The organism is Falsiruegeria sp. JB4-1 (assembly GCF_055693495.1).
Genome location: NZ_JBVFTZ010000001.1, coordinates 12,993 through 31,984, shown reverse-complemented (window position 1 = coordinate 31,984; position 18,992 = coordinate 12,993). Strand labels below are relative to the sequence as shown.

Here is an 18,992-nt window from a genome sequence, read left to right as displayed (position 1 = left end):
ACTATTGGGCCCCCTAAAAAATCCCCATTCCCAATCCAGCTCCAAACGCCTGACCAAGTTCACGACACGGTTTGAGCTGTTCATCCGAAAGGTGCTTGGGTGCAAGGATCTTTTCCGGAGTTTGTGCGTGTGTACAGATGATCAGCGGAGGTTGAACTTCGGATAGACGCCAACCCGTAGCAATCCGAGAAATCTGCCGTACGGCGCCTTGCCCGTCTGAACCAGCACAGATCATTTGCGCATACGGTCGGCCTTCAAGTTTCCCCAAAACGGGATAGTAACACCGGTCAAAGAAATCCTTCATGATCCCTGAAACAGTGGCTAAATTCTCTGGGGCACAAAAAATGTATCCGGACGCCGAAATCAGATCAGTGGGCTCTGCGTCGCAAGCTTCTATTAGCTTTGCGTTGACTTCGGTTGCCGCTGCTGCTGCCGCGGCTTGAGCCATCTGTTGGCTGCCTCCGGTCCTTGAGTGGTATACGATCAGAAGTTCAGGCATGACAGGCAACACCATGCCTAAGAATTGTTCCAGAGTTCAAGCAACTTGAGGGTAAGATGCGCGTTACCGTTCAGCACCAGATTGTAATCTGGTTTCATTGCATGCGCCCATTTTCGTCCACGGCTGACCAACATCAATGTCAAACCCCCTTGAGGCATATCGCCCGCACCGCTAAGCACAGGTCGCAAAGGAGCACCCCATGTCGATGAACAGCTTTGGACACCTTTTCCGAGTCACCACCTGGGGTGAAAGCCACGGGCCCGCTTTGGGGGCCACGGTTGATGGCTGCCCACCGGGAGTCGAAATCGACGAGGCGATGATCCAGCATTGGTTGGACAAGCGTAAGCCGGGTCAGAACAAGTTCACTACACAGAGACGCGAACCGGACCAGGTCAAGATTCTGTCCGGCGTTTTTGAAGGCCAAACCACCGGCACACCGGTTCAGTTGATGATCGAGAATACAGATCAGCGTAGCAAGGACTATGGGGACATCATGGACAAGTTCCGCCCTGGACATGCGGACATCACATATTGGCAGAAATACGGGATCCGCGATTATCGCGGCGGCGGCCGCAGCTCAGCTCGGGAAACCGCATCGCGGGTGGCCGCAGGTGGGTTGGCGCGCGAAGCGATCAAACAGATCGCGCCGAATGTGCAGATCACCGGCTACATGACCCAGATCGGTCCACACAAGATCGACCGCGCCAACTTTGACTGGTCTCAAATCGAACAGAACCCGTTCTGGACGCCCGACGTACAGGCCGCCGATGACTGGGCTGAGTATCTTGACGGGCTGCGCAAATCGGGCAACTCGGTTGGTGCCGTGGTCGAAATTGTCGCCCGAGGCGTGCCTGCAGGCCTCGGCGCGCCGATTTATGGCAAGCTGGACACTGATTTGGCCGCTTCGATGATGTCGATCAATGCAGTCAAAGGCGTCGAGATTGGCGAAGGCATGGCCGCTGCCGAACTGACAGGTGAGGCCAACGCCGACGAGATATTCATGGGCCAAAACGGTCCGCAATACAGCTCGAACCATGCGGGCGGAATTCTGGGCGGCATCTCGACCGGGCAGGACATTGTGGTGCGGTTTGCAGTCAAACCAACCTCGTCCATTCTGACCACCCGCAAAACCATTACCAAGTCTGGCGAAGAAACCGAGATCATCACCAAAGGCCGCCATGACCCCTGTGTCGGTATCCGTGCCGTCCCTGTTGGCGAGGCGATGATGGCCTGTGTGATCCTAGACCACCTGCTGCTGCACCGCGGCCAAATCGGAGAGAACCGTGGTTCCATCGGCTGAGATGCGCGAGCAACTGCGCGCCATCGTCGCCGAGCGGATGAGTCGCGACAGCGCCCATGATCTAGCCCACCTCGACCGGGTCTGGCTGAACGTGCAAAAGATCGCACCGGCTGAGGCGAACCAAACCGTTCTTCTGGGCGCGGCTTACTTGCATGATTTGGTGAATCTCCCCAAAGATTCTCCCAACCGTTCCAATGCTTCTCGTATGGCCGCAACTGAGGCTGGGCCGATATTGGCCAACCTTGAGTTCACCGAGAGTGAAGTCAAAGCAACGCAACACGCCATCGAGGCACACAGCTTTTCAGCTGGTATTCCACCTGAAACAATCGAGGCGCAGGTGTTGCGCGATGCCGACAGGCTGGACGCGCTTGGTGCCATCGGGGTCGCCCGCACCTTTGCTGTGGCGGGCGCGTTGGGGCAGGAGCTTTATCATCCGACCGATCCCTTTGCCGAAACCCGCGAGCTTAACGACATCCGCTTTTCGGTCGATCACTGGCGGGTCAAACTGTTGTCCCTACCAAAGGGCATGATCACCGAAAGTGGTCGGGAACTGGCGCAAGTCCGCGTCGCGCTGATGATCCAGTTTCTGGATGATTTCGCTACTGAAATCGGTGCAGCCGTGCCCGAGGCCTGGACCACGTGAGCACTGACATAATTGCCATCACCTTTCCGATTTACGCGGCTATCGCTATCGGCTTTGTGGTTGTGAAACTGGGGTGGTTCGGCCGGTCGGACATGCGTACTTTGGGCAATTATGTTTTGGACATCGCCCTGCCCGCGCTGCTCTTCAACGCTATTGCAACTCGAGATTTTGCAGAGATTTTCAACATTGGATACATGTTGATTTTCGGGGTCGGTGGGTTGGTCACGATCTTGGTCAACTACACCTGGTTTTCTTTCACAAAAACCGAGCCTCAAAAGCGTGCAGTTGCTGTTATGGGAACGGCATGTCCGAATTCAGGTTTCATCGGGTTCCCGATCATGTTGTTGACCTTTCCAGACATAGTCAGCGTGGTTTTGGCTTTGAATATGCTGGTCGAAAACATACTGCTGATCCCAATATGCTTAATCCTGATGCAACTGTCCCGACGACAGGAGCGTCTGCCGATATCCCGGCAAATTATTGATATTTTACTCGGTGTCCTTAAGCGCCCGATGATAATCGGTCTATTGTTGGGTTTGTTGGTGTCGGTTTCCTCATTCCCGTTGCCGGATGAAATGACGGGACTGTTCCAAATGCTGGCTGCATCTGCTTCGGCCCTGTCGTTGGTTGTGATCGGAGGAACGTTGGCCTCTTTATCGCTGAACGGGGATTATTGGAAAGCCGGGCAAATAGCATTTGGGAAGCTCTTGGTGCATCCCTGCGCTGTTGCACTCGCCGTAGTATTCGTAGGGGCGATCGGTAGTCCAATCGCAGATGACTTTAGGGCTGCCGTCATCTTGTCGGCCGCAATGCCAATGTTCGGAATTTATGGCGTTCTCGCTCAGGAGAATGGTCACGAAGGCATGGCTTCGATCGCGATGCTCATAGCGACATCCGCAAGTTTTGTGACGCTTTCAATACTGATTGGAGTGCTGATAGCGTGAGCTTTCACTACGTTCCGGACGAAAGAAACATGCGTACAGTGCGGGGTGTTTTTTGAAGATTTTGTCTTCTCAAAGCATTGCAGATCGACGCGAAGTCGCTTGTTTCAACTGCGTAAGAGTGTCGTAAGTACATGCTTGGTAGAACCTATTGCACATCCCCAAAGACTCGGTTAGATGCTTGCTCGATACCACTTGAGGCGAGTTGGCGGAGTGGTGACGCAGCGGATTGCAAATCCGTGTACACCGGTTCGATTCCGGTACTCGCCTCCAAGACACAAAAATTCCACTGATACTAATAAGAAATTTTCCTTAGCGGGCCGCACGACTCGCTACTCACCTATTCAAAAACCTGCGAACTAAATATGCGGTACTAAGGGCGCCATCTGCGTTACGAACGCTGCGATCCCTCTGTCGGACATGCATGAGGCAGATCCTGTTTCAAAACTTTGTCGTGCTCCACAATCTAACGCAGCGCCTCGCAAGGTTCCACTTTACTGGAATTTGCGGAAGCGGATTGAAGTAATTTGTTGAAATAGACAGCAATGCCGCAGTTACGCTGGGGATTTAGAAGCAAACAATCCGTCCAAACTTCCTCGTCACTTTCGATGGCGCTCGCATATTTCAAGAGCCAGTACATCAAGACTTGCCGGACGTCGCTTGCAACGAAGTTTCGATAAGTGGTTTCACATCTAAAGGGATACGCGCCTGCATCCCATGCGGGACGCAACGAAAGATCACCGTTCGATACGACAGGCGTCATGTCGCTCGCTTTTTGTTTCCGATCAATCGGTAAAAGTGGTGAGCCGTGCAGGATTCGAACCTGCGACCCACTGATTAAAAGTCAGTTGCTCTACCAACTGAGCTAACGGCCCACTCTTTTTGGTTGGATCTCTTCGATCCGTGGCGCTCTCTAAGACATTTTCCCGGGTAGGTTCAAGGCCTTATTTCGCACTTCGTGTCGCTTGTGTGTCCGGTGTTTCCGGCGACCCGATAGGCGGCCTAATTAGGGAGAGGGCGCGGGGGGTCAACCCCTTTTTTCGAGAATCTCGTCTCAACTCTGGATTCATCCCGAGACCACAGTTATATGCCCGCCATGCAACAGAACAACGACAGCAATTTGCCCTTTATGAAGATGCACGGTCTGGGCAACGACTTTGTCGTTGTCGACGCGCGCGCAGGCGATATTGCCATTACCCCTGCGATGGCGCAGGGAATCGCACATCGACAGTTCGGCGTAGGCTTTGATCAGCTTGCGGTGATCGAAAATGGCAAAGGTGATGCGCATCTGGTGTTCTACAATGCCGATGGGTCAACTTCGGCAGCCTGCGGTAATGCCACGCGCTGTATTGCTCGCCACTTGATGGATGAGAGCGGTAAGGCTGAGTTGCACCTGACCACCGACCGCGGGGATCTGCGGGCACAGGATGCGGGCAATGGGTTGACCTCGGTGAATATGGGACATCCGCAGTTGGAATGGCATGAGGTGCCGTTGGCGCACGAGGTGGACACCCTGCGATTGCCGATTGATGGCGAACCAACGGCGACCGGCATGGGAAACCCGCATTGTACGTTTTTTGTCGACGACGCCGAGGCGGTTGATCTGCTCGCCTTTGGTGCAGCTCGTGAACATCACCCGCTCTACCCCGAGCGTACCAACGTGCAGGTGGCGCAGATCGTCGGCCCCGATCACATCCGAATGCGTGTGTGGGAACGGGGTGTGGGAATCACGCTGGCCTCGGGCTCTTCATCCTGTGCCACGGCTGTTGCGGCCGCGCGGCGTGGGCTGACCGGGCGCTCTGTGCGCATTGATCTGGATGGAGGCACACTGCACATCGACTGGCGCGACGATGGGGTCTGGATGACCGGACCAACGATGCATGTCTTTACCGGTACCTTCACTCGTGAGTTCCTGGAGAGCCTCGAATGAGCGCGCCCAAGTTCACCACGCTTGGCTGTCGCCTGAATGCCTATGAAACCGAGGCGATGAAAGAGCTGTCGCAGCAAGCGGGGCTTAAGGACGCGGTGATTGTGAACACCTGCGCTGTCACGGCAGAGGCGGTGCGCAAAGCCCGCCAAGAGATCTCGCAAGCTGCGGAGGGAAAACCCCGATGCTCGGTTGATCGTGACCGGTTGCGCGGCCCAGACCGAGCCACAAACCTTTTCGGCGATGGAAGAGGTCGACGCCGTCATCGGCAACACAGAAAAGATGCAGCCCGACACGTGGAAGGGCATGGCCGCTGATTTCATCGGTGAAACCGAGACAGTCCAGGTCGATGACATCATGTCTGTGACCGAAACGGCTGGTCACCTGATCGATGGCTTCGGCACCCGCTCGCGCGCTTATGTGCAGGTCCAGAACGGCTGTGATCACCGTTGCACGTTCTGCATCATTCCTTACGGTCGTGGTAACTCGCGCAGCGTGCCCGCGGGTGTTGTGGTGGATCAGATAAAACGGCTGGTGGATCGCGGGTACAACGAAGTTGTGTTGACGGGCGTTGATCTGACCTCATGGGGGGCAGACCTGCCTGCGCAACCCAAGCTGGGCGATCTGGTGATGCGTATCCTCAAACTGGTTCCGGATCTACCGCGCCTTCGGATCAGCTCGATCGACTCGATCGAGGTGGATGAGAACCTGATGCAGGCCATCGCCACCGAGCCGCGCCTGATGCCTCATCTGCACCTATCATTGCAACATGGCGACGATCTGATTCTAAAGCGGATGAAGCGTCGCCATTTGCGCGATGACGCCATCCGCTTCACCGAAGAGGCGCGCAAGCTGCGCCCAGAGATGACCTTTGGTGCCGACATCATCGCCGGTTTCCCAACCGAAACCGAGGCGCATTTCGAGAACTCGCTGAAGCTGGTAAGCGACTGCGATCTGACCTGGTTGCACGTCTTTCCCTATTCCAAGCGCGAAGGCACGCCAGCGGCTAAGATTCCCAGCCAGGTTAACGGCAAGATCATCAAGGACCGTGCTGCCCGCCTGCGCGCCGCCGGAGATGTACAAGTAACTCTGCACTTGCGGGCGCAAATCGGGAAAACCCATCAGATATTGATGGAAAACCCCCACATGGGTCGGACCGAGCAGTTCACCGAAGTCCGCTTTGATGCCCCCCAGATCGAAGGGCAAATCGTGCAGGCGTCTGTGATTGGCATGGATGGCGCACAGCTGGTTGCCTGATACCTACCAAAACCCCGGCAGGATGCGAAATCGACACGTTTCGCAATACGCCGCATAGCCTGGCAAGGTGTCGAGCAACACACGTTCTTCAATGACGACACGCAACGACAAGGCAATAAGCACCGGACCAAGCATGATCAGGCTGGCCGTTGAACCAAGCCAGATGCCCGCACCTGCCTGCATGATCAACGCGGATAAGTACATCGGATGCCGAATGATGGCATAGGGGCCGGTCTTTATCACAATTTGCCCGGCGATTGATTGGTCCTCGACATTCAGGATCGCAAATTGGTTCACGAAGATCACCCAAATGATCAGGGCAAAGCCCGCCACAGCGATCCAGCCGCCGATTGACGCGACCCACGGTGCGGGTGGTGGCAACAGGTGCCAGACGAACACATCGATGGGCACCATGACAACTGACGCCAGTAGGGCAATCAAAATAATCACCGTTGCCCGGAAATCCTCTATCGGTTGCGCCGCGCTAAACGGGGGTGTCAGGCGCGCCTCAAGGCTTTTGGGCGACAACCATGCCAACATCACCGTCGCAGAGCTTACAAGCGCGCCATAGGTCACGATCAACTCGATCCCTCGTGGCCACGCCCATGACCCGCTGACCAAACCCGCAGGACCAATCAAAGCGACGTATAGCACCATCAGTTGTAGAACAACGTTCAACAAACCACGGATCACAAGAGGCATTTCGAACCCCAAAACAAAAAACCCCCGGCACCTTGGGGGCCGGGGGTTTCAATTACCAGAGCTTTGAACCGGATCAGGCTTTCTTCTTGCCTTTGATCGGAGCCCACAGACGCTTGTTGGTCAGGTACAGCAGGACCGACAGCAAGGTCAGGAACAGCACACCAACAAAACCGGCTTGCTTGCGGGCCATCATCTTGGGTTCAGCCGTCCACATCAGGAAGGCGGAAACATCCTCGGACATGGCGCGCACGTCGTTGGCGTGGCCGTCGATGTATTCCACCTGCTCGTCCGACAGCGGTGGCGCCATCGAGATCCAGCCACCCGGGAAGGCGGTGTTCTCATACAGGATGGTGCCTGCTTCTTCTTTTTCCTTACCGGTGTAGCCGGTCAGCAACGAGGCGATGTATTCCGCGCCGCCCATACCTTTGACCAGCTGGTTGATACCCAGTGCCATAGGGGCCGTGGAAACCGGCACGTGCCTTGGCCATCAGGCTCAGGTCAGGTGCGCCAGCGTTGTTGTTCGCCGGGAAGTGATCCGACGGGATCGCAGGGCGGTCATCGTCCAGCTCTTCGTCGTAGACCGAGAAGTTGTCAGCTGCATAAGCACGTACCTGATCCTCGGGGATGCCGGGGCCGTCTTCGTCCGACAGCGTCCGCAAAGGGATATACTGCAGGCCGTGGCAGGCGGCGCAAACCTCGGTGTAGATTTGCAGACCGCGCTGCAGCTGGTTCTGGTCGAATGTGCCAAAGGGACCTTCGAACGAGAACGCGAAGTCCTCGATGTGCTGGTCACCGCCACCTGCCGCAATTGCTGCGACAGGGGCAAAGGCCAGAGCGGCACCTAGTACAAGTTTCTTGAACATGGGTTTCGGTCCCTCTTATTCGGCTGGCGTGGCGTCGGCGTCAGCCTTGCCATAATGCGCGTTGAAGTCTTCTTCGATGGTTTCCGGCTGCGGCAGCGGCTTCTCGATCACGCCCAACAGGGGCAGGATGACCAGGAAGTAAGCGAACCAGTAGGCCGAACCGATCAGCGAGAAGGACGCATAGGGTTCTTCGGCAGGCATGGCACCCAGCCACATCAGGACAAAGAAGTCCACGATCAGCAGGTAGAACCACCACTTGAACATCGGGCGATACTGACCCGAACGCACGTTCGAGGTGTCCAGCCAAGGTGCCAGCGCCATCACGGCAATCGCACCAAACATCGCGATCACACCAAAGAACTTGGCGTCGATGATACCACCGGTCACAAAGCTGACCAGCTGCACCAACCACACGTCGGCGGTAAAGGCGCGCAGGATCGCGTAGAACGGCAGGAAGTACCATTCGGGAACGATGTGAGCGGGCGTTACCAGCGGGTTGGCTTCGATGTAGTTGTCAGGGTGACCCAGGTAGTTCGGCATAAAGCCGACGATGGCCCAGAAGATCACCAGAACAACGGCCAGACCCAGGAAGTCCTTGATCACGAAGTACGGCCAGAATGGCAGGGTGTCTTTCTTGACGTCTTCTTTCGATGTGCGGCGCACTTCAACACCGGTGGGGTTGTTGTTGCCCGTGGTGTGGAATGCCCAGATGTGCACGATCACCAGCGCCGCAATCACGAACGGCAGCAGATAGTGCAGCGAGAAGAAGCGGTTCAGGGTCGCGTTGTCCACGGCCGGACCACCCAAAAGCAGGGTCTGGATCGGCTCGCCGATGAACGGGATCGCGCCAAACAGGCCGGTGATCACGGTTGCGCCCCAGAACGACATCTGACCCCAGGGCAGAACGTAGCCCATGAAACCGGTGCCCATCATCAGGACAAAGATCAGCATGCCGATGATCCACGTAATTTCACGCGGTGCCTTGTACGAACCGTAGAACAGGCCGCGGAACATGTGGATATAAACCGCAACAAAGAACAGCGACGCGCCGTTCATGTGCAGATAACGGAGCATGTAGCCGCCGTTCACGTTGCGCATGATGTGTTCGACACTGGCAAATGCCATGTCAACGTGCGGGGTGTAGTGCATCACCAGAACGATACCGGTGACAATCTGCATCGCCAGGCAGAACGCCAGGACAATGCCCCAGATCCACCACCAATTCAGGTTCTTGGGGGTGGGGATCATGATAGTGTCGTAAACTAGGCCGACAATGGGCAGGCGGCTGTGCAGCCACTTTTCGCCATTGCTCTTCGGCTCGTAATGATCGTGCGGAATTCCGGACATGTAAGAGCCTCCTTAACCGAGCTTGAGTGTTGTTTCGTCGACGAATTCGGCGACGGGAACGGGCAGGTTTTCAGGTGCGGGACCCTTACGGATACGACCCGATGTGTCATAGTGCGAACCATGGCAGGGGCAGAACCAACCGTGGAACTCGCCTGCGCCATCACCCAAAGGCACACAGCCCAGGTGCGTACACACGCCCATCATCACCAGCCATTCGCCGGCTTCGTCCATCGCACGGTTTTCGTCCGAAGCGTCCAGACCGGGCTTGTTGGCGTTGCGGTCGTCCTTGTCGATCAAGTCGGCCAGGTCAACGGCACGTGCCTCGTCGATCTCTTCTTGGGTGCGGCGGCGGATGAACACCGGTTTGCCCAGGAACTTGACGCTGATCTGGGTGCCAACTTCGACACCGCTCACGTCCACGCGAATCGAGGACAACGCCTGAACGTCTGCCGACGGGTTCATTTGGTTCACCAGAGGCCAAACGGCAGCCCCTGCGGTTACGGCACCTGCGCCAGCCGTGGCGTAGTAGAGGAAATCTCTGCGGGTGCCTTCGTGGTCTTCTGCGTGGGACACGAGGTTTTCTCCGATTCCAGCGCCCGGCGAACGGGCAAACATGCATCAGCACCACACGAATGCGGTGACTTATCGCGGGTGTCTAGCGGCAGGAAATTGGTTCGTCCAGCGGTCATAGGCGCGCAGGAGTGAGTTATTCGCATTTCATGTCGCGATGCGGACACACAATTTCAAGCTGCACCGCCCGCGGAACGTCAATTTCCATCCGATTCTCACCCTTCAGGCGGGCGAGTCGCGTCCATGCTGGGCCGCGATTCGAATTCAGCATACCACGCCGCCAGAGCATCATTGCCCTTGCGCCATCCGCGCGCGTCGTGGCGGAAGTCCACGTACGCAAGGGCACAGGCCACCGCGATTTGGCCCATATCTATGGGGCTTAGCCAGATGTGCCATCCAGCGTTGGTTCAACGCGGCACAGGCCCTTTCGATTTTTGACCACTGCGCATCTGCCCAGCTATCCCATTGCATTCCTTCGGGTCGAAGGCGACTTTCATATGTAATTAGCAGTGCTGCATCCAAAATCCCGTCCGCCAGGGCCTCCAGCGTCAACGTGTCCCACCGGGCATTGTCCTCTGGATAAAGGCCACCTTGTCCCCGTGCATCCAAAAACGCGCAGATCACTCGGCTGTCGAAAAGGGTCGGACCATTTGGACGCTCCAAAGCGGGCACTTTCGTCAAAGGGTTCTTCCCAAGCAACGGATCAGCCGGGTCCAAAGGGGTTCCGCTGGCACCAATCAGTTCGACATCATCCAATTGGTCAGTCTCATGCAATAGCACCATGACTTTGCGCACATACGGTGAAGTCGGGCTGTGGTAGAGTTTCATGAGGATGTCTCCTTTGCCAAAATTGGTGATTTTGTTTGCCCGGATCATTAGCGAGCCGGTGGCCGGATACAACGAAATTAGATCTCTGCGCCTTCAGAACCCCTTTTGCCGGGGTGGCGGCACCTCGATCAACGGCCTTTACTCAGCGCAGCCGCTTGGGAAGGCAAACATCCTCTGGTTCAAAATCTCGATTGCTTGTGCGTCTTGGCGCGGAAACGCGGAAAAGCAGGACCGCAAATGGAGTCGACATTCGAACCTTGTCGCCTTCTCTTTCGCCAGTAAGGTCCGAAAAAGGCTGGTTATGAAAGGGTTGGTTGCTTCCTGATATGGAGGAGAACCGGGCTGATCATGAATTTGTTTGGCTCAGACCGGATATCTCGGGACAGGTTTATGTTGGAGGCGGCAGCATCTCAGTCTTCTTGGCCGCCTCTGTGCATTAAGCTTGGATTATCAAGCCAAAAATCAAATGCGAACATTGACATATAATGTTTATGGTATTTCTGTTGGGAAGAGCCGTTCATCAATGAGGTCACCATGAATGCAATTACCAAGATAACAAGAGGAATTGGTGTCGCGCTCAAGGACGGCGCAGTGAAAGGTATACTTGCGCTCACCGTCGGAATGGTGCTTTGGGCGTCTGTGTTTTATCACTATGTCGAAGGGTGGAGTTGGCTTGACTCGATCTACTTTTCAGTTGTGACGATTTCCACAGTGGGCTTTGGTGACTTTTCCCCTGAAACTGCGGCGGGGAAGATTTTCACTATGTTCTATATTGTTGTTGGGTTGGGTATTTTTGTGGCGGCGGCGACGACTATTGCGAATACCATTATGTCTCAAGGCAACGACGAGCCCAAAAAATAGTCAAACCCGAGGTCGGATTGGCAACGTTCATGTAAGTTGACCAGTAACAGCAGCGGTCCAAAGAAAATTTGGTTTTTCGCTTCTCTATCAAGTTGATAATCGGTTCTAGGGGTAAATAAACACACACATTGCGTTTTTTGAGTGTAATATCCAAAAAACGAAACTTTGGAGATACGGTATGGAAAAGACCCAAGACGCGAAAATCGTTGATCTCGCGATACGCTTACTCTTCCTTGGGCTGTTTCTGTACAGTGCCTTAGTGATGGTCGCACCTTTGGCCAGTGCCGTCATATGGGCGACTATCTTATGTGTTGCGCTTTACCCTGTGTTCGACTGGCTGCAATTAAAACTGGGGGGCGCAAGTCACTTGCTGCCACCATACTGGTTCTCCTCGGCCTCGTATTGACCCTTGGGCCAGTCGCAACCGCGGTGTCAGGTGCGGCGGAACTTGGTGCGGACTTTGCGGAACAAGCAAACAATGGTGAGTTAAAGATCCCTCCGGCGCCAGAAGGTATCAAGGACTTGCCTGTTGTCGGAAATAAAATCGCGGACGCTTGGTCCTTGTTCGAGAGGAATCTGGATGCCGCCTTGGCGCAGTATGGCGCCCAAATCCTTGAGATTACGAAGTCGCTTTTCGGTAAAGTCTTGGGCATAGGCATAGGGCTTTTGGGCTTGGCATTGTCGGTACTGATAATGGGGGCGTTGTTCAGCCCTGGTCCCAATTTGGTTCAAGGCCTTCAGCGATTTGCCAACCGTGTATTCGCTCCTCGAGGAGGAGAGTTCGTTACCTTGGCGGGGGCGACGATCCGCAATGTGACCAAGGGTGTTATCGGTGTCGCAGCAATTCAAGCAGTTGTTGTTTGGGCCCTGTTAAAGGTCTTTGGGATCTCTTCGGCCGCAACTTTGGCGTTTATTTGCATGATCCTTTCGATAATCCAGATCGGACCGGGTTTGGTTCTGTTGCCGCTGGTCATCTACGCTTGGAGTTCAATGTCAGGTGGGGCAGCTCTGATTTTCACAGTTCTTGCCATTCCAACAACCATCATGGACAGTTTTCTGCGGCCAGTGTTCATTTCCAAAGGCCTGGAAACGCCGATGCTCGTAATCTTGATTGGGGTACTGGGCGGTATGATGGCCTATGGTCTGATCGGTGTTTTTATGGGGCCGGTTCTGTTCGCGGTATTCTATGAGCTGTTCAAGGTCTGGATTGATGCCTCGTCTGATGGCGAAGTTTCGGCCGAGGAAACGGTCAAATGAGAAAGACCATATGGACTACGCTGGCCGTCATTCTCGTATTCCTGTTGTGGTATCTCGTTGCTGATCGGAAGACGCCATTTACCGGCAATGCCCGGGTAAAGGCCGTAGCAACTCAGATTGTTCCTCAAGTAACTGGAACGGTCACTGAGGTTCTTGTGGAAAACGGTCAGATCGTTTCAGCAGGGGATGTACTGGTCAGGATCGATGCTCGCCCTTACGAAATTCAGCGAGACAAAGCTGAGGCAGATCTTGAAGCTGCAACTCAGGAGGTTGGCGCTTCCTCGGCAGAAGTCAGCGGTGCACAAGCCAAGTTGGCGCGTGCTCAGAGCGATCTGGATACGATGCGCATTCAAACAGAACGTATATTTGCCCTTGAGAAGAAGGGGCTGGTTGCTATTTCCAGTGCCGACGATGCGCGTGGGCAATTGGCCGAATCCGAAGCAAATTATGAAAACGCCAAGGCAGATCTGGAAAAAGCTAAGCAAAGGCTTGGTGATGAAGGTGTAGAGAACCCAAAAATTCAGCGCGCGTTGGCCGCTTTGGCGGATGCAGAGTTGAATCTTGAGTGGACTGAACTCAAGGCACCGGCGACGGGTGTAATTTCCAACCTGCTTATTGCTCCGGGCACATATGCGCGTTCCGGTCAGGATCTGTTGACGTTCCTGGATGCTACGGACGTTTGGATCGAGGCTTACTTTACAGAAAACAACTTGGGTCGAGCGAAGGTTGGATCCAAAGTAGACGTTGTTCTTGATATGCATCCCGGTCAGATTATCCCTGGCGTCATCGAAAGTTTTAGCTCAGCCGTGTCATTGAGTGGTGGAGATGAACCTGGCCAACTGGCAAGCCCGCCGACAACAAAGGGGTTCCTGCGTGAGCCAGAACGCTTCCCTGTGCGCATTGTATTGCCTGGATACGAGGCTGGGAGCACTGAAGACGATTTGCGGTTTCAATTGAACGGGCAGGCCGACGTAATCATGTACCTTAGTGAAAGTTCCATGCTGAATTTTGTTGGCCGCACATACATTCGCTTGGTTTCAATATTTTCCTATGCGTACTGAGGAGCGTCAGTCTGTTGTCCGGCTGGCACTGGGCGTTACGGCTGTCTTTTCCTTGGGTCTGTTTTTGGGCTGGCCGTTGGCTGTGATCGGGGCGGTTTTTACGGCTCTGTTCTTGCAAGCCCCGGCGGCGCTACCGTTAAAGGTTTTTGCTAAGCTTTTTGTGTTCTCAATCGGGTTGATGTTCATTTCATTCGTGCTGTCGTCTGTTTTTGCACCGTATCAGCTGGTTTTCCTAATCTTGGTTGCGATCGGAATTATTCTTTCTTTCACGTGGACGATTTCAGGGGCCGGCGTTCTGCCGGGTGTCATAGCCCTTATGGGTGCGTTGATGATTCCGAATCTGGTGCTGCAGTCTCAGGATCTGGCGTTGGTTTTGGTCTTCTGGATACCTCTGAACCTCCTATTTGCCGGGTTTGTGTCGACGTTGATGTTCGTACTGCTTCCCGCCGAACCGCAGGCTGGGCCGCAAAGCAAAGCTGCATCAGAACATGAATTCGACCCTCATCGCCGATTGTTTCGAATGTCACTTGTTACGGTCCCTTTTGCGATGGTGTTTTTTGTGTCTGGTGCGTCGGCATTGCTGGTGCTCTTTTTTGTGGCGCTCCTTAGTCAACAACTTGCGGCAATGCCTGCTGCTGGCACGGCTGTCGCCAAAGCCATGTTGACGGCCAACTTGCTTGGGGCAGGCGTGTCGATCATCTGCTACGAAGTGAATGTAATCGCGCCTGTTATCCTGACACCCATTTTGCTGTGCTTATTCTTTTGTCTTGCACTGGGGGCACTTGGTAAAACACAAAACGCAATAGCGGCCGCGGCGGGATCGGCGTTGACGACAGTCTTGGTTGTATATGGTGGTTCGATTGCGCCATTTTCGGACGAGGCTGATGTCAAAAGTATAACTCGTGTTCTGCAAGTCGCCAGCGCCGCATTTTTTGTGATTGTCGCGTATGTCGTCGTGGATGAATTCTGGCCCGAGAAAAAACGTCAGCTACCCCAATAAGTCGTTTTGGACGGGGAGTTCGGCCAACCAAAGTAAACGCAAATGTTGGCAAGATCTAAGCCGGATATCCGATGGTTCGTTGCTTCAACGTTGCTCAATTCGGACTTGAGGCAAAGAAAAAGGGCCGCCAAATGGCAGCCCTTATCCGTTCAGATCGTAAATTCCGATCAACCGTTCACGCTGTCTTTCAGCGCTTTGGCGATGGTCATTTTCACAACCTTGTCGGCTTCTTTCTTGAACTGTTCACCGGTGGCAGGGTTGCGCACCATACGTTCGGGACGCTCACGGCAATAAATCTTGCCAACGCCCGGCAGGGTCACGGCACCACCGCCAGAAACTTCGCGTGTGATCAGGCCGGTGATAGCGTCAAGTGCTGCGCCAGCTGCTTTCTTATCGGTACCCATTTCCTCGGCCAATGCTGCCACGAGCTGAGTTTTGGTCATAGGCTTTGCCATTTCTTGGTCTCCTTACTGTGCCCGATCCATTGGGCCTCGCCGCGTAACTGTAACTGGATATTGTGGGGTAACACAACGAATAGTAGCACCGAAAACCAAGAAAATATGGGGTTTTCGGCGATTTTTTGCGCTCAGAGGAAGGCGGTTTCGTCAAACGAGCGCAATTTCCGGCTGTGTAGGCGCTCAAGAGGCATCCCACGCAAGGCTTCCATCGCGCGGATTCCGATGGCCAGATGGCGGCTGACCTGAGTCGTATAGAACTCGGTGGCCATACCTGGCAACTTCAATTCACCATGAAGCGGCTTGTCTGAAACGCACAGCAACGTGCCATAAGGAACCCGGAACCTATAACCGTTGGCGGCAATCGTGGCGCTTTCCATGTCCAGCGCGATGGCGCGTGACTGGCTGAGACGCTGCACCGGGCCGGACTGGTCGCGCAGTTCCCAGTTTCGGTTGTCGATGGTGGCCACAGTGCCGGTGCGCATCACTCTCTTCAGGTCATACCCCGCCAATTCCGTTACCTCGGCCACGGCCTGTTCCAGCGCGATCTGTATCTCGGCCAGCGCCGGGATCGGTACCCAGACGGGCAGATCGTCATCCAGCACGTGATCGTCACGCAGATAGGCGTGTGCAAGAACGAAGTCCCCAAGCGCCTGAGTGTTCCGAAGACCGGCGCAGTGACCCACCATCAACCAGGCGTGCGGGCGTAAAACGGCGATGTGATCCGTGGCAGTTTTGGCATTTGACGGCCCTACGCCGATATTCACCAGTGTGATCCCCGATCCGTCTGCCCGTTTCAAGTGATAGGTCGGCATTTGTGGCAGCTTGGCAGGCGTTTCGATGGGGGTATCGGCATCCGTGATCTCGACATTTCCGGTGCTGACAAAGCTGGTGTAACCGCTGTTTGGATCGGCTAGCTGAGCACGGGCATAAGCCTCGAATTCAGAGACGTAGAACTGGTAGTTGGTAAACAGGACGTGGTTCTGGAAGTGGCCTGGGTCGGTCGCGGTATAGTGCGACAGCCGCGCCAGCGAATAGTCGATGCGCTGTGCCGTAAACAGAGCAAGCGGGCCGGTGCCGTTGCTGGGCACATAAGTCCCATTGACGATGTCGTCGTTTGTGGTGCTCAGGTCCGGCACATCGAACACGTCTCGCAGGGTGAAGCCAGCAGCGCCCTCTTGCGGCACCGTCAAACCTGGGTTGGCCGCAACGGCGAAATGTACGGGGATGGGCGTGTCTGATGGACCAATAGTGATAGGCTGTCCGTGGTTTTTGATCAGCAGTGCGATCTGCTGGGTCAGGTAGGACCGAAACAACCGGGGTTGCGTGATCGTCGTGGCATGGGTGCCGGGGTTGGTCACATGTCCATAGCTCAATCGGCTGTCGACCTGCGCATAGCTGGTCGTCTTGATCCGCACCTCGGGGTAGAATGCGCGCACATGGCGCTCTGGAGCTCCCTTGACCATCGCCTCGGAAAACCGCTGACAGAGGAAAGCAGTCGCCTGATCATACAACTCGATCAGACGATCGACGGCTTGGGTCGGGTCGGTAAAGTGTTCTGATTCGAGAGTTTCTGGGGTGGCGTATTCAGTCATTCAAGCGGGTCCAATAGGTCGATCTTTTCAAAGGTTCTTACGTCGATCAGCCCAAGGTCCGAGATTCTTAGTTCCGGGATCACCACAAGGGCCAGAAGAGAGTGCTGCATGTAAGCGTTGTTCAGGTCACAGCCGCAGGATTGCATCGCGGCGACCATCTGCTCTGCTTTCGCGGCGACATCCGTGGCGGGGCTGTCTGACATCAGGCCAGCAATGGGCAGTTCCACCAGCGCTAGCTCATCGCCGTCGCGCCAGATGGTGATGCCACCGCCCACCTCGGCCAGCCGGTTCGCGGCCAGTGCCATCTGCGCCCGGTCGGTGCCGACGACAATCATATGGTGGCTGTCATGTGCCACTGTCGACGCCATGGCCATGCGCCCCTGGTACCCAAAGCCCGAGACAAAGGCGTTGGTCACGCTGCCCGTGGCCCGGTGCCGTTCCACCAGCGCGATCTGGCAGGTCTCTCCATCACCTTCGACCAATCCCTCGCGGACTGGCAAATCAGCCTTGAGTGCTTTGGTCGGGGCTTGATTCTCCACTACGCCGATTACATTGGCTCGGACGGAATTGGCACCCTCGGGGGCCTTTATCTCAAAGTCCGTGGCACCCAATTCATGACCCAGATGCACAGTGCCGCGCGCCGTGTCGGGCCAGTCGAAATGCGGGCAATCTACCGTAATAGAGCCGTTTTCTGCCACGATCTGACCGCGCGCGATAACGGTTTCTACCGGCAGTTCGGTTAGGTCAGAGGTTAAGATGACATCCGCCCGCCGACCTGGGGTGATCGAACCGATCTCGCGTTCCAAGCCAAAGTGGGTGGCCGTGTTGATCGTCGCCATTTGCAGCGCGATCAACGGATCACAGCCGCAGGCAATTGCGTGCCGCACAACTCGGTTCATGTGGCCGTCATTGACCAACGTACCTGAATGACAGTCATCGGTGCACAGGATGAAGTTGCGCGGATCCAGACCCTTTTCCGTCACCGCAGTGATCTGGCTTTCGACGTCGTACCAGGCAGACCCCAGCCGCATCATAGAGCGCATACCTTGACGGACACGAGCGATGGCATCCGCCTCGCACGTCCCTTCATGATCATCCGCCGGACCACCCGCAACATAAGCCGCAAAGGCTGGACCCAAATCGGGCGAGGCATAGTGCCCACCCACGGTTTTGCCCGCGTTCTGTGTTGCCGCAATCTCGGCCAGCATCTTTGGGTCGGCGTTGGACACACCGGGAAAATTCATCATCTCGCCCAACCCGATGATACCGGGCCAGGTCATCGCCTCGGCGACATCCTCGGGGCTGATCTCATAGCCGGTGGTTTCCAACCCCGGGGCCGAGGGTGCGCAGGACGGCATCTGGGTAAAGATGTTGACTGGCTGCATCAGTGCCTCGTCATGCATCATGCGGACACCGTCCAAACCCAACACATTGGCGATCTCGTGTGGGTCGGTGAACATCGACGTGGTGCCATGAGGAATCACGGCGCGGGCGAACTCGGCAGGTGTCAGCATGCCGCTTTCGATGTGCATGTGCCCGTCGCACAGGCCGGGGATCATGTAACGCCCCTTGGCCTCGATGATCTGAGTGTCGGGGCCGGTGCAATGGTTGGCGTCGGGGCCGATAAAGGCGATGCGCCCGGCGGCGATGGCGACTGAATGATCGGGCAAAGCTTCACGGGTGTGCACATTGACCCAAATCCCGCCTGTGATGACGGTATCAGCAGCTTCACGGCCAGCAGCAACGGCGATCAATCGGGGGGCCGCTTCCGGCCAGCTTGGGAAAGGTGTCTGTTCCATGGCTCAACTTTCCCGAATGTTAGCGCCTGTGCAACCCCCGCGTCGCGGTATCATGAAAGGATCATACCTGGGCTGGAAAGTGGGCTT

At 55.6% G+C, this 18,992-nt stretch carries 15 protein-coding genes, 2 tRNA genes and 3 pseudogenes; 10 read left to right on the top strand and 10 right to left on the bottom strand.

Features of this window, described 5'->3' with window-relative positions:
* Positions 1-13: 13 nt before the first annotated feature.
* The gene (locus tag ACZ1HE_RS00165) at positions 14-499 is read right to left on the bottom strand and encodes a flavodoxin family protein (RefSeq protein WP_472619057.1); all 486 of its coding nucleotides are present in this window, start codon (positions 497-499) and stop codon (positions 14-16) included.
* A 199-nt stretch (positions 500-698) separates the two neighbouring features.
* Between ACZ1HE_RS00165 and aroC the strand changes: the two genes are divergently transcribed.
* From aroC to ACZ1HE_RS00145, 4 genes are all read left to right on the top strand, one after another.
* The gene (gene aroC, locus ACZ1HE_RS00160; protein WP_472619056.1) at positions 699-1,799 is read left to right on the top strand and encodes a chorismate synthase; all 1,101 of its coding nucleotides are present in this window, start codon (positions 699-701) and stop codon (positions 1,797-1,799) included.
* Positions 1,783-2,442 (top strand): HD domain-containing protein, encoded by a 660-nt coding sequence (locus tag ACZ1HE_RS00155; protein ID WP_472619055.1) that lies wholly within the window; start codon positions 1,783-1,785, stop codon positions 2,440-2,442. The genes aroC and ACZ1HE_RS00155 overlap by 17 nt, the downstream gene beginning before the upstream one ends.
* A complete protein-coding gene (locus tag ACZ1HE_RS00150; RefSeq protein ID WP_472619054.1) occupies positions 2,439-3,386 on the top strand; it encodes an AEC family transporter in 948 nt (315 codons plus the stop codon). The genes ACZ1HE_RS00155 and ACZ1HE_RS00150 overlap by 4 nt, the downstream gene beginning before the upstream one ends.
* Before the next feature lie 196 nt (positions 3,387-3,582).
* Positions 3,583-3,656 (top strand) — tRNA-Cys (locus tag ACZ1HE_RS00145).
* A gap of 526 nt (positions 3,657-4,182) precedes the next feature.
* Here the strand turns inward: ACZ1HE_RS00145 and ACZ1HE_RS00140 are convergent.
* Positions 4,183-4,258, bottom strand: a tRNA-Lys gene (locus ACZ1HE_RS00140).
* 212 nt (positions 4,259-4,470) lie between these two features.
* Here ACZ1HE_RS00140 and dapF point away from each other — a divergent pair.
* Together dapF and mtaB are read left to right on the top strand one after the other, a co-directional pair.
* Entirely contained in the window at positions 4,471-5,313 is an 843-nt protein-coding gene (gene dapF / locus ACZ1HE_RS00135) for a diaminopimelate epimerase (RefSeq protein ID WP_472619053.1), read from the top strand.
* Positions 5,310-6,567, top strand: a pseudogene (mtaB, locus tag ACZ1HE_RS00130) (tRNA (N(6)-L-threonylcarbamoyladenosine(37)-C(2))-methylthiotransferase MtaB). The gene dapF and the pseudogene mtaB overlap by 4 nt, the downstream one beginning before the upstream one ends.
* A gap of 3 nt (positions 6,568-6,570) precedes the next feature.
* Here the strand turns inward: mtaB and ACZ1HE_RS00125 are convergent.
* From ACZ1HE_RS00125 to ACZ1HE_RS00105, 5 genes and pseudogenes are all read right to left on the bottom strand, one after another.
* Complete coding sequence (locus tag ACZ1HE_RS00125; protein WP_472619052.1) at positions 6,571-7,269, bottom strand: methyltransferase family protein; 699 nt, start codon at positions 7,267-7,269, stop codon at positions 6,571-6,573.
* Between the two features lie 73 nt (positions 7,270-7,342).
* Positions 7,343-8,132 (bottom strand): annotated as a pseudogene (locus tag ACZ1HE_RS00120) (cytochrome c1).
* Positions 8,133-8,147: 15 nt separating this feature from the next.
* Complete coding sequence (petB, locus tag ACZ1HE_RS00115; protein ID WP_472619051.1) at positions 8,148-9,479, bottom strand: cytochrome b; 1,332 nt, start codon at positions 9,477-9,479, stop codon at positions 8,148-8,150.
* A gap of 12 nt (positions 9,480-9,491) precedes the next feature.
* The gene (gene petA, locus ACZ1HE_RS00110; protein WP_472624275.1) at positions 9,492-10,052 is read right to left on the bottom strand and encodes a ubiquinol-cytochrome c reductase iron-sulfur subunit; all 561 of its coding nucleotides are present in this window, start codon (positions 10,050-10,052) and stop codon (positions 9,492-9,494) included.
* A 212-nt stretch (positions 10,053-10,264) separates the two neighbouring features.
* Positions 10,265-10,877: pseudogene (locus ACZ1HE_RS00105) on the bottom strand (glutathione S-transferase).
* A 534-nt stretch (positions 10,878-11,411) separates the two neighbouring features.
* Here ACZ1HE_RS00105 and ACZ1HE_RS00100 point away from each other — a divergent pair.
* The 4 genes from ACZ1HE_RS00100 (at position 11,412) to ACZ1HE_RS00085 (ending at position 15,056) form a co-directional block, all read left to right on the top strand.
* On the top strand, positions 11,412-11,738 hold the full coding sequence (locus ACZ1HE_RS00100; RefSeq protein WP_472619050.1) for a potassium channel family protein: 327 nt from the start codon (positions 11,412-11,414) through the stop codon (positions 11,736-11,738).
* 402 nt (positions 11,739-12,140) lie between these two features.
* Positions 12,141-12,995, top strand: a complete 855-nt coding sequence (locus ACZ1HE_RS00095; RefSeq protein ID WP_472619049.1) for an AI-2E family transporter — start codon at positions 12,141-12,143, stop codon at positions 12,993-12,995.
* On the top strand, positions 12,992-14,056 hold the full coding sequence (locus ACZ1HE_RS00090) for an HlyD family secretion protein (RefSeq protein ID WP_472619048.1): 1,065 nt from the start codon (positions 12,992-12,994) through the stop codon (positions 14,054-14,056). Before ACZ1HE_RS00095 ends, ACZ1HE_RS00090 begins: the two co-directional genes overlap by 4 nt.
* A complete protein-coding gene (locus ACZ1HE_RS00085; protein ID WP_472619047.1) occupies positions 14,046-15,056 on the top strand; it encodes a DUF2955 domain-containing protein in 1,011 nt (336 codons plus the stop codon). Before ACZ1HE_RS00090 ends, ACZ1HE_RS00085 begins: the two co-directional genes overlap by 11 nt.
* Before the next feature lie 167 nt (positions 15,057-15,223).
* Here the strand turns inward: ACZ1HE_RS00085 and ACZ1HE_RS00080 are convergent, their stop codons facing one another.
* From ACZ1HE_RS00080 to ade, 3 genes are all read right to left on the bottom strand, one after another.
* A complete protein-coding gene (locus ACZ1HE_RS00080) occupies positions 15,224-15,511 on the bottom strand; it encodes an HU family DNA-binding protein (RefSeq protein WP_085797769.1) in 288 nt (95 codons plus the stop codon).
* A 131-nt stretch (positions 15,512-15,642) separates the two neighbouring features.
* The gene (locus tag ACZ1HE_RS00075) at positions 15,643-17,106 is read right to left on the bottom strand and encodes an AMP nucleosidase (RefSeq protein WP_472619046.1); all 1,464 of its coding nucleotides are present in this window, start codon (positions 17,104-17,106) and stop codon (positions 15,643-15,645) included.
* Positions 17,103-18,905 (bottom strand): adenine deaminase, encoded by a 1,803-nt coding sequence (ade, locus tag ACZ1HE_RS00070; RefSeq protein WP_472619045.1) that lies wholly within the window; start codon positions 18,903-18,905, stop codon positions 17,103-17,105. The genes ACZ1HE_RS00075 and ade overlap by 4 nt, the downstream gene beginning before the upstream one ends.
* Between the last annotated feature and the right edge of the window lie 87 nt (positions 18,906-18,992).

Bases quoted from the DNA above. Each gene is read 5' to 3' on its own strand.
- ACZ1HE_RS00125 (WP_472619052.1), bottom strand. From the start codon at position 7,269: ATGCCTCTTGTGATCCGTGGTTTGTTGAACGTTGTTCTACAACTGATG.
- ACZ1HE_RS00090 (WP_472619048.1), top strand. From the start codon at position 12,992: ATGAGAAAGACCATATGGACTACGCTGGCCGTCATTCTCGTATTCCTG.
- aroC (WP_472619056.1), top strand. From the start codon at position 699: ATGTCGATGAACAGCTTTGGACACCTTTTCCGAGTCACCACCTGGGGT.
- petB (WP_472619051.1), bottom strand. From the start codon at position 9,479: ATGTCCGGAATTCCGCACGATCATTACGAGCCGAAGAGCAATGGCGAA.
- ACZ1HE_RS00080 (WP_085797769.1), bottom strand. From the start codon at position 15,511: ATGGCAAAGCCTATGACCAAAACTCAGCTCGTGGCAGCATTGGCCGAG.
- ade (WP_472619045.1), bottom strand. From the start codon at position 18,905: ATGGAACAGACACCTTTCCCAAGCTGGCCGGAAGCGGCCCCCCGATTG.
- ACZ1HE_RS00165 (WP_472619057.1), bottom strand. From the start codon at position 499: ATGCCTGAACTTCTGATCGTATACCACTCAAGGACCGGAGGCAGCCAA.
- ACZ1HE_RS00075 (WP_472619046.1), bottom strand. From the start codon at position 17,106: ATGACTGAATACGCCACCCCAGAAACTCTCGAATCAGAACACTTTACC.
- ACZ1HE_RS00100 (WP_472619050.1), top strand. From the start codon at position 11,412: ATGAATGCAATTACCAAGATAACAAGAGGAATTGGTGTCGCGCTCAAG.
- ACZ1HE_RS00085 (WP_472619047.1), top strand. From the start codon at position 14,046: ATGCGTACTGAGGAGCGTCAGTCTGTTGTCCGGCTGGCACTGGGCGTT.
- dapF (WP_472619053.1), top strand. From the start codon at position 4,471: ATGCCCGCCATGCAACAGAACAACGACAGCAATTTGCCCTTTATGAAG.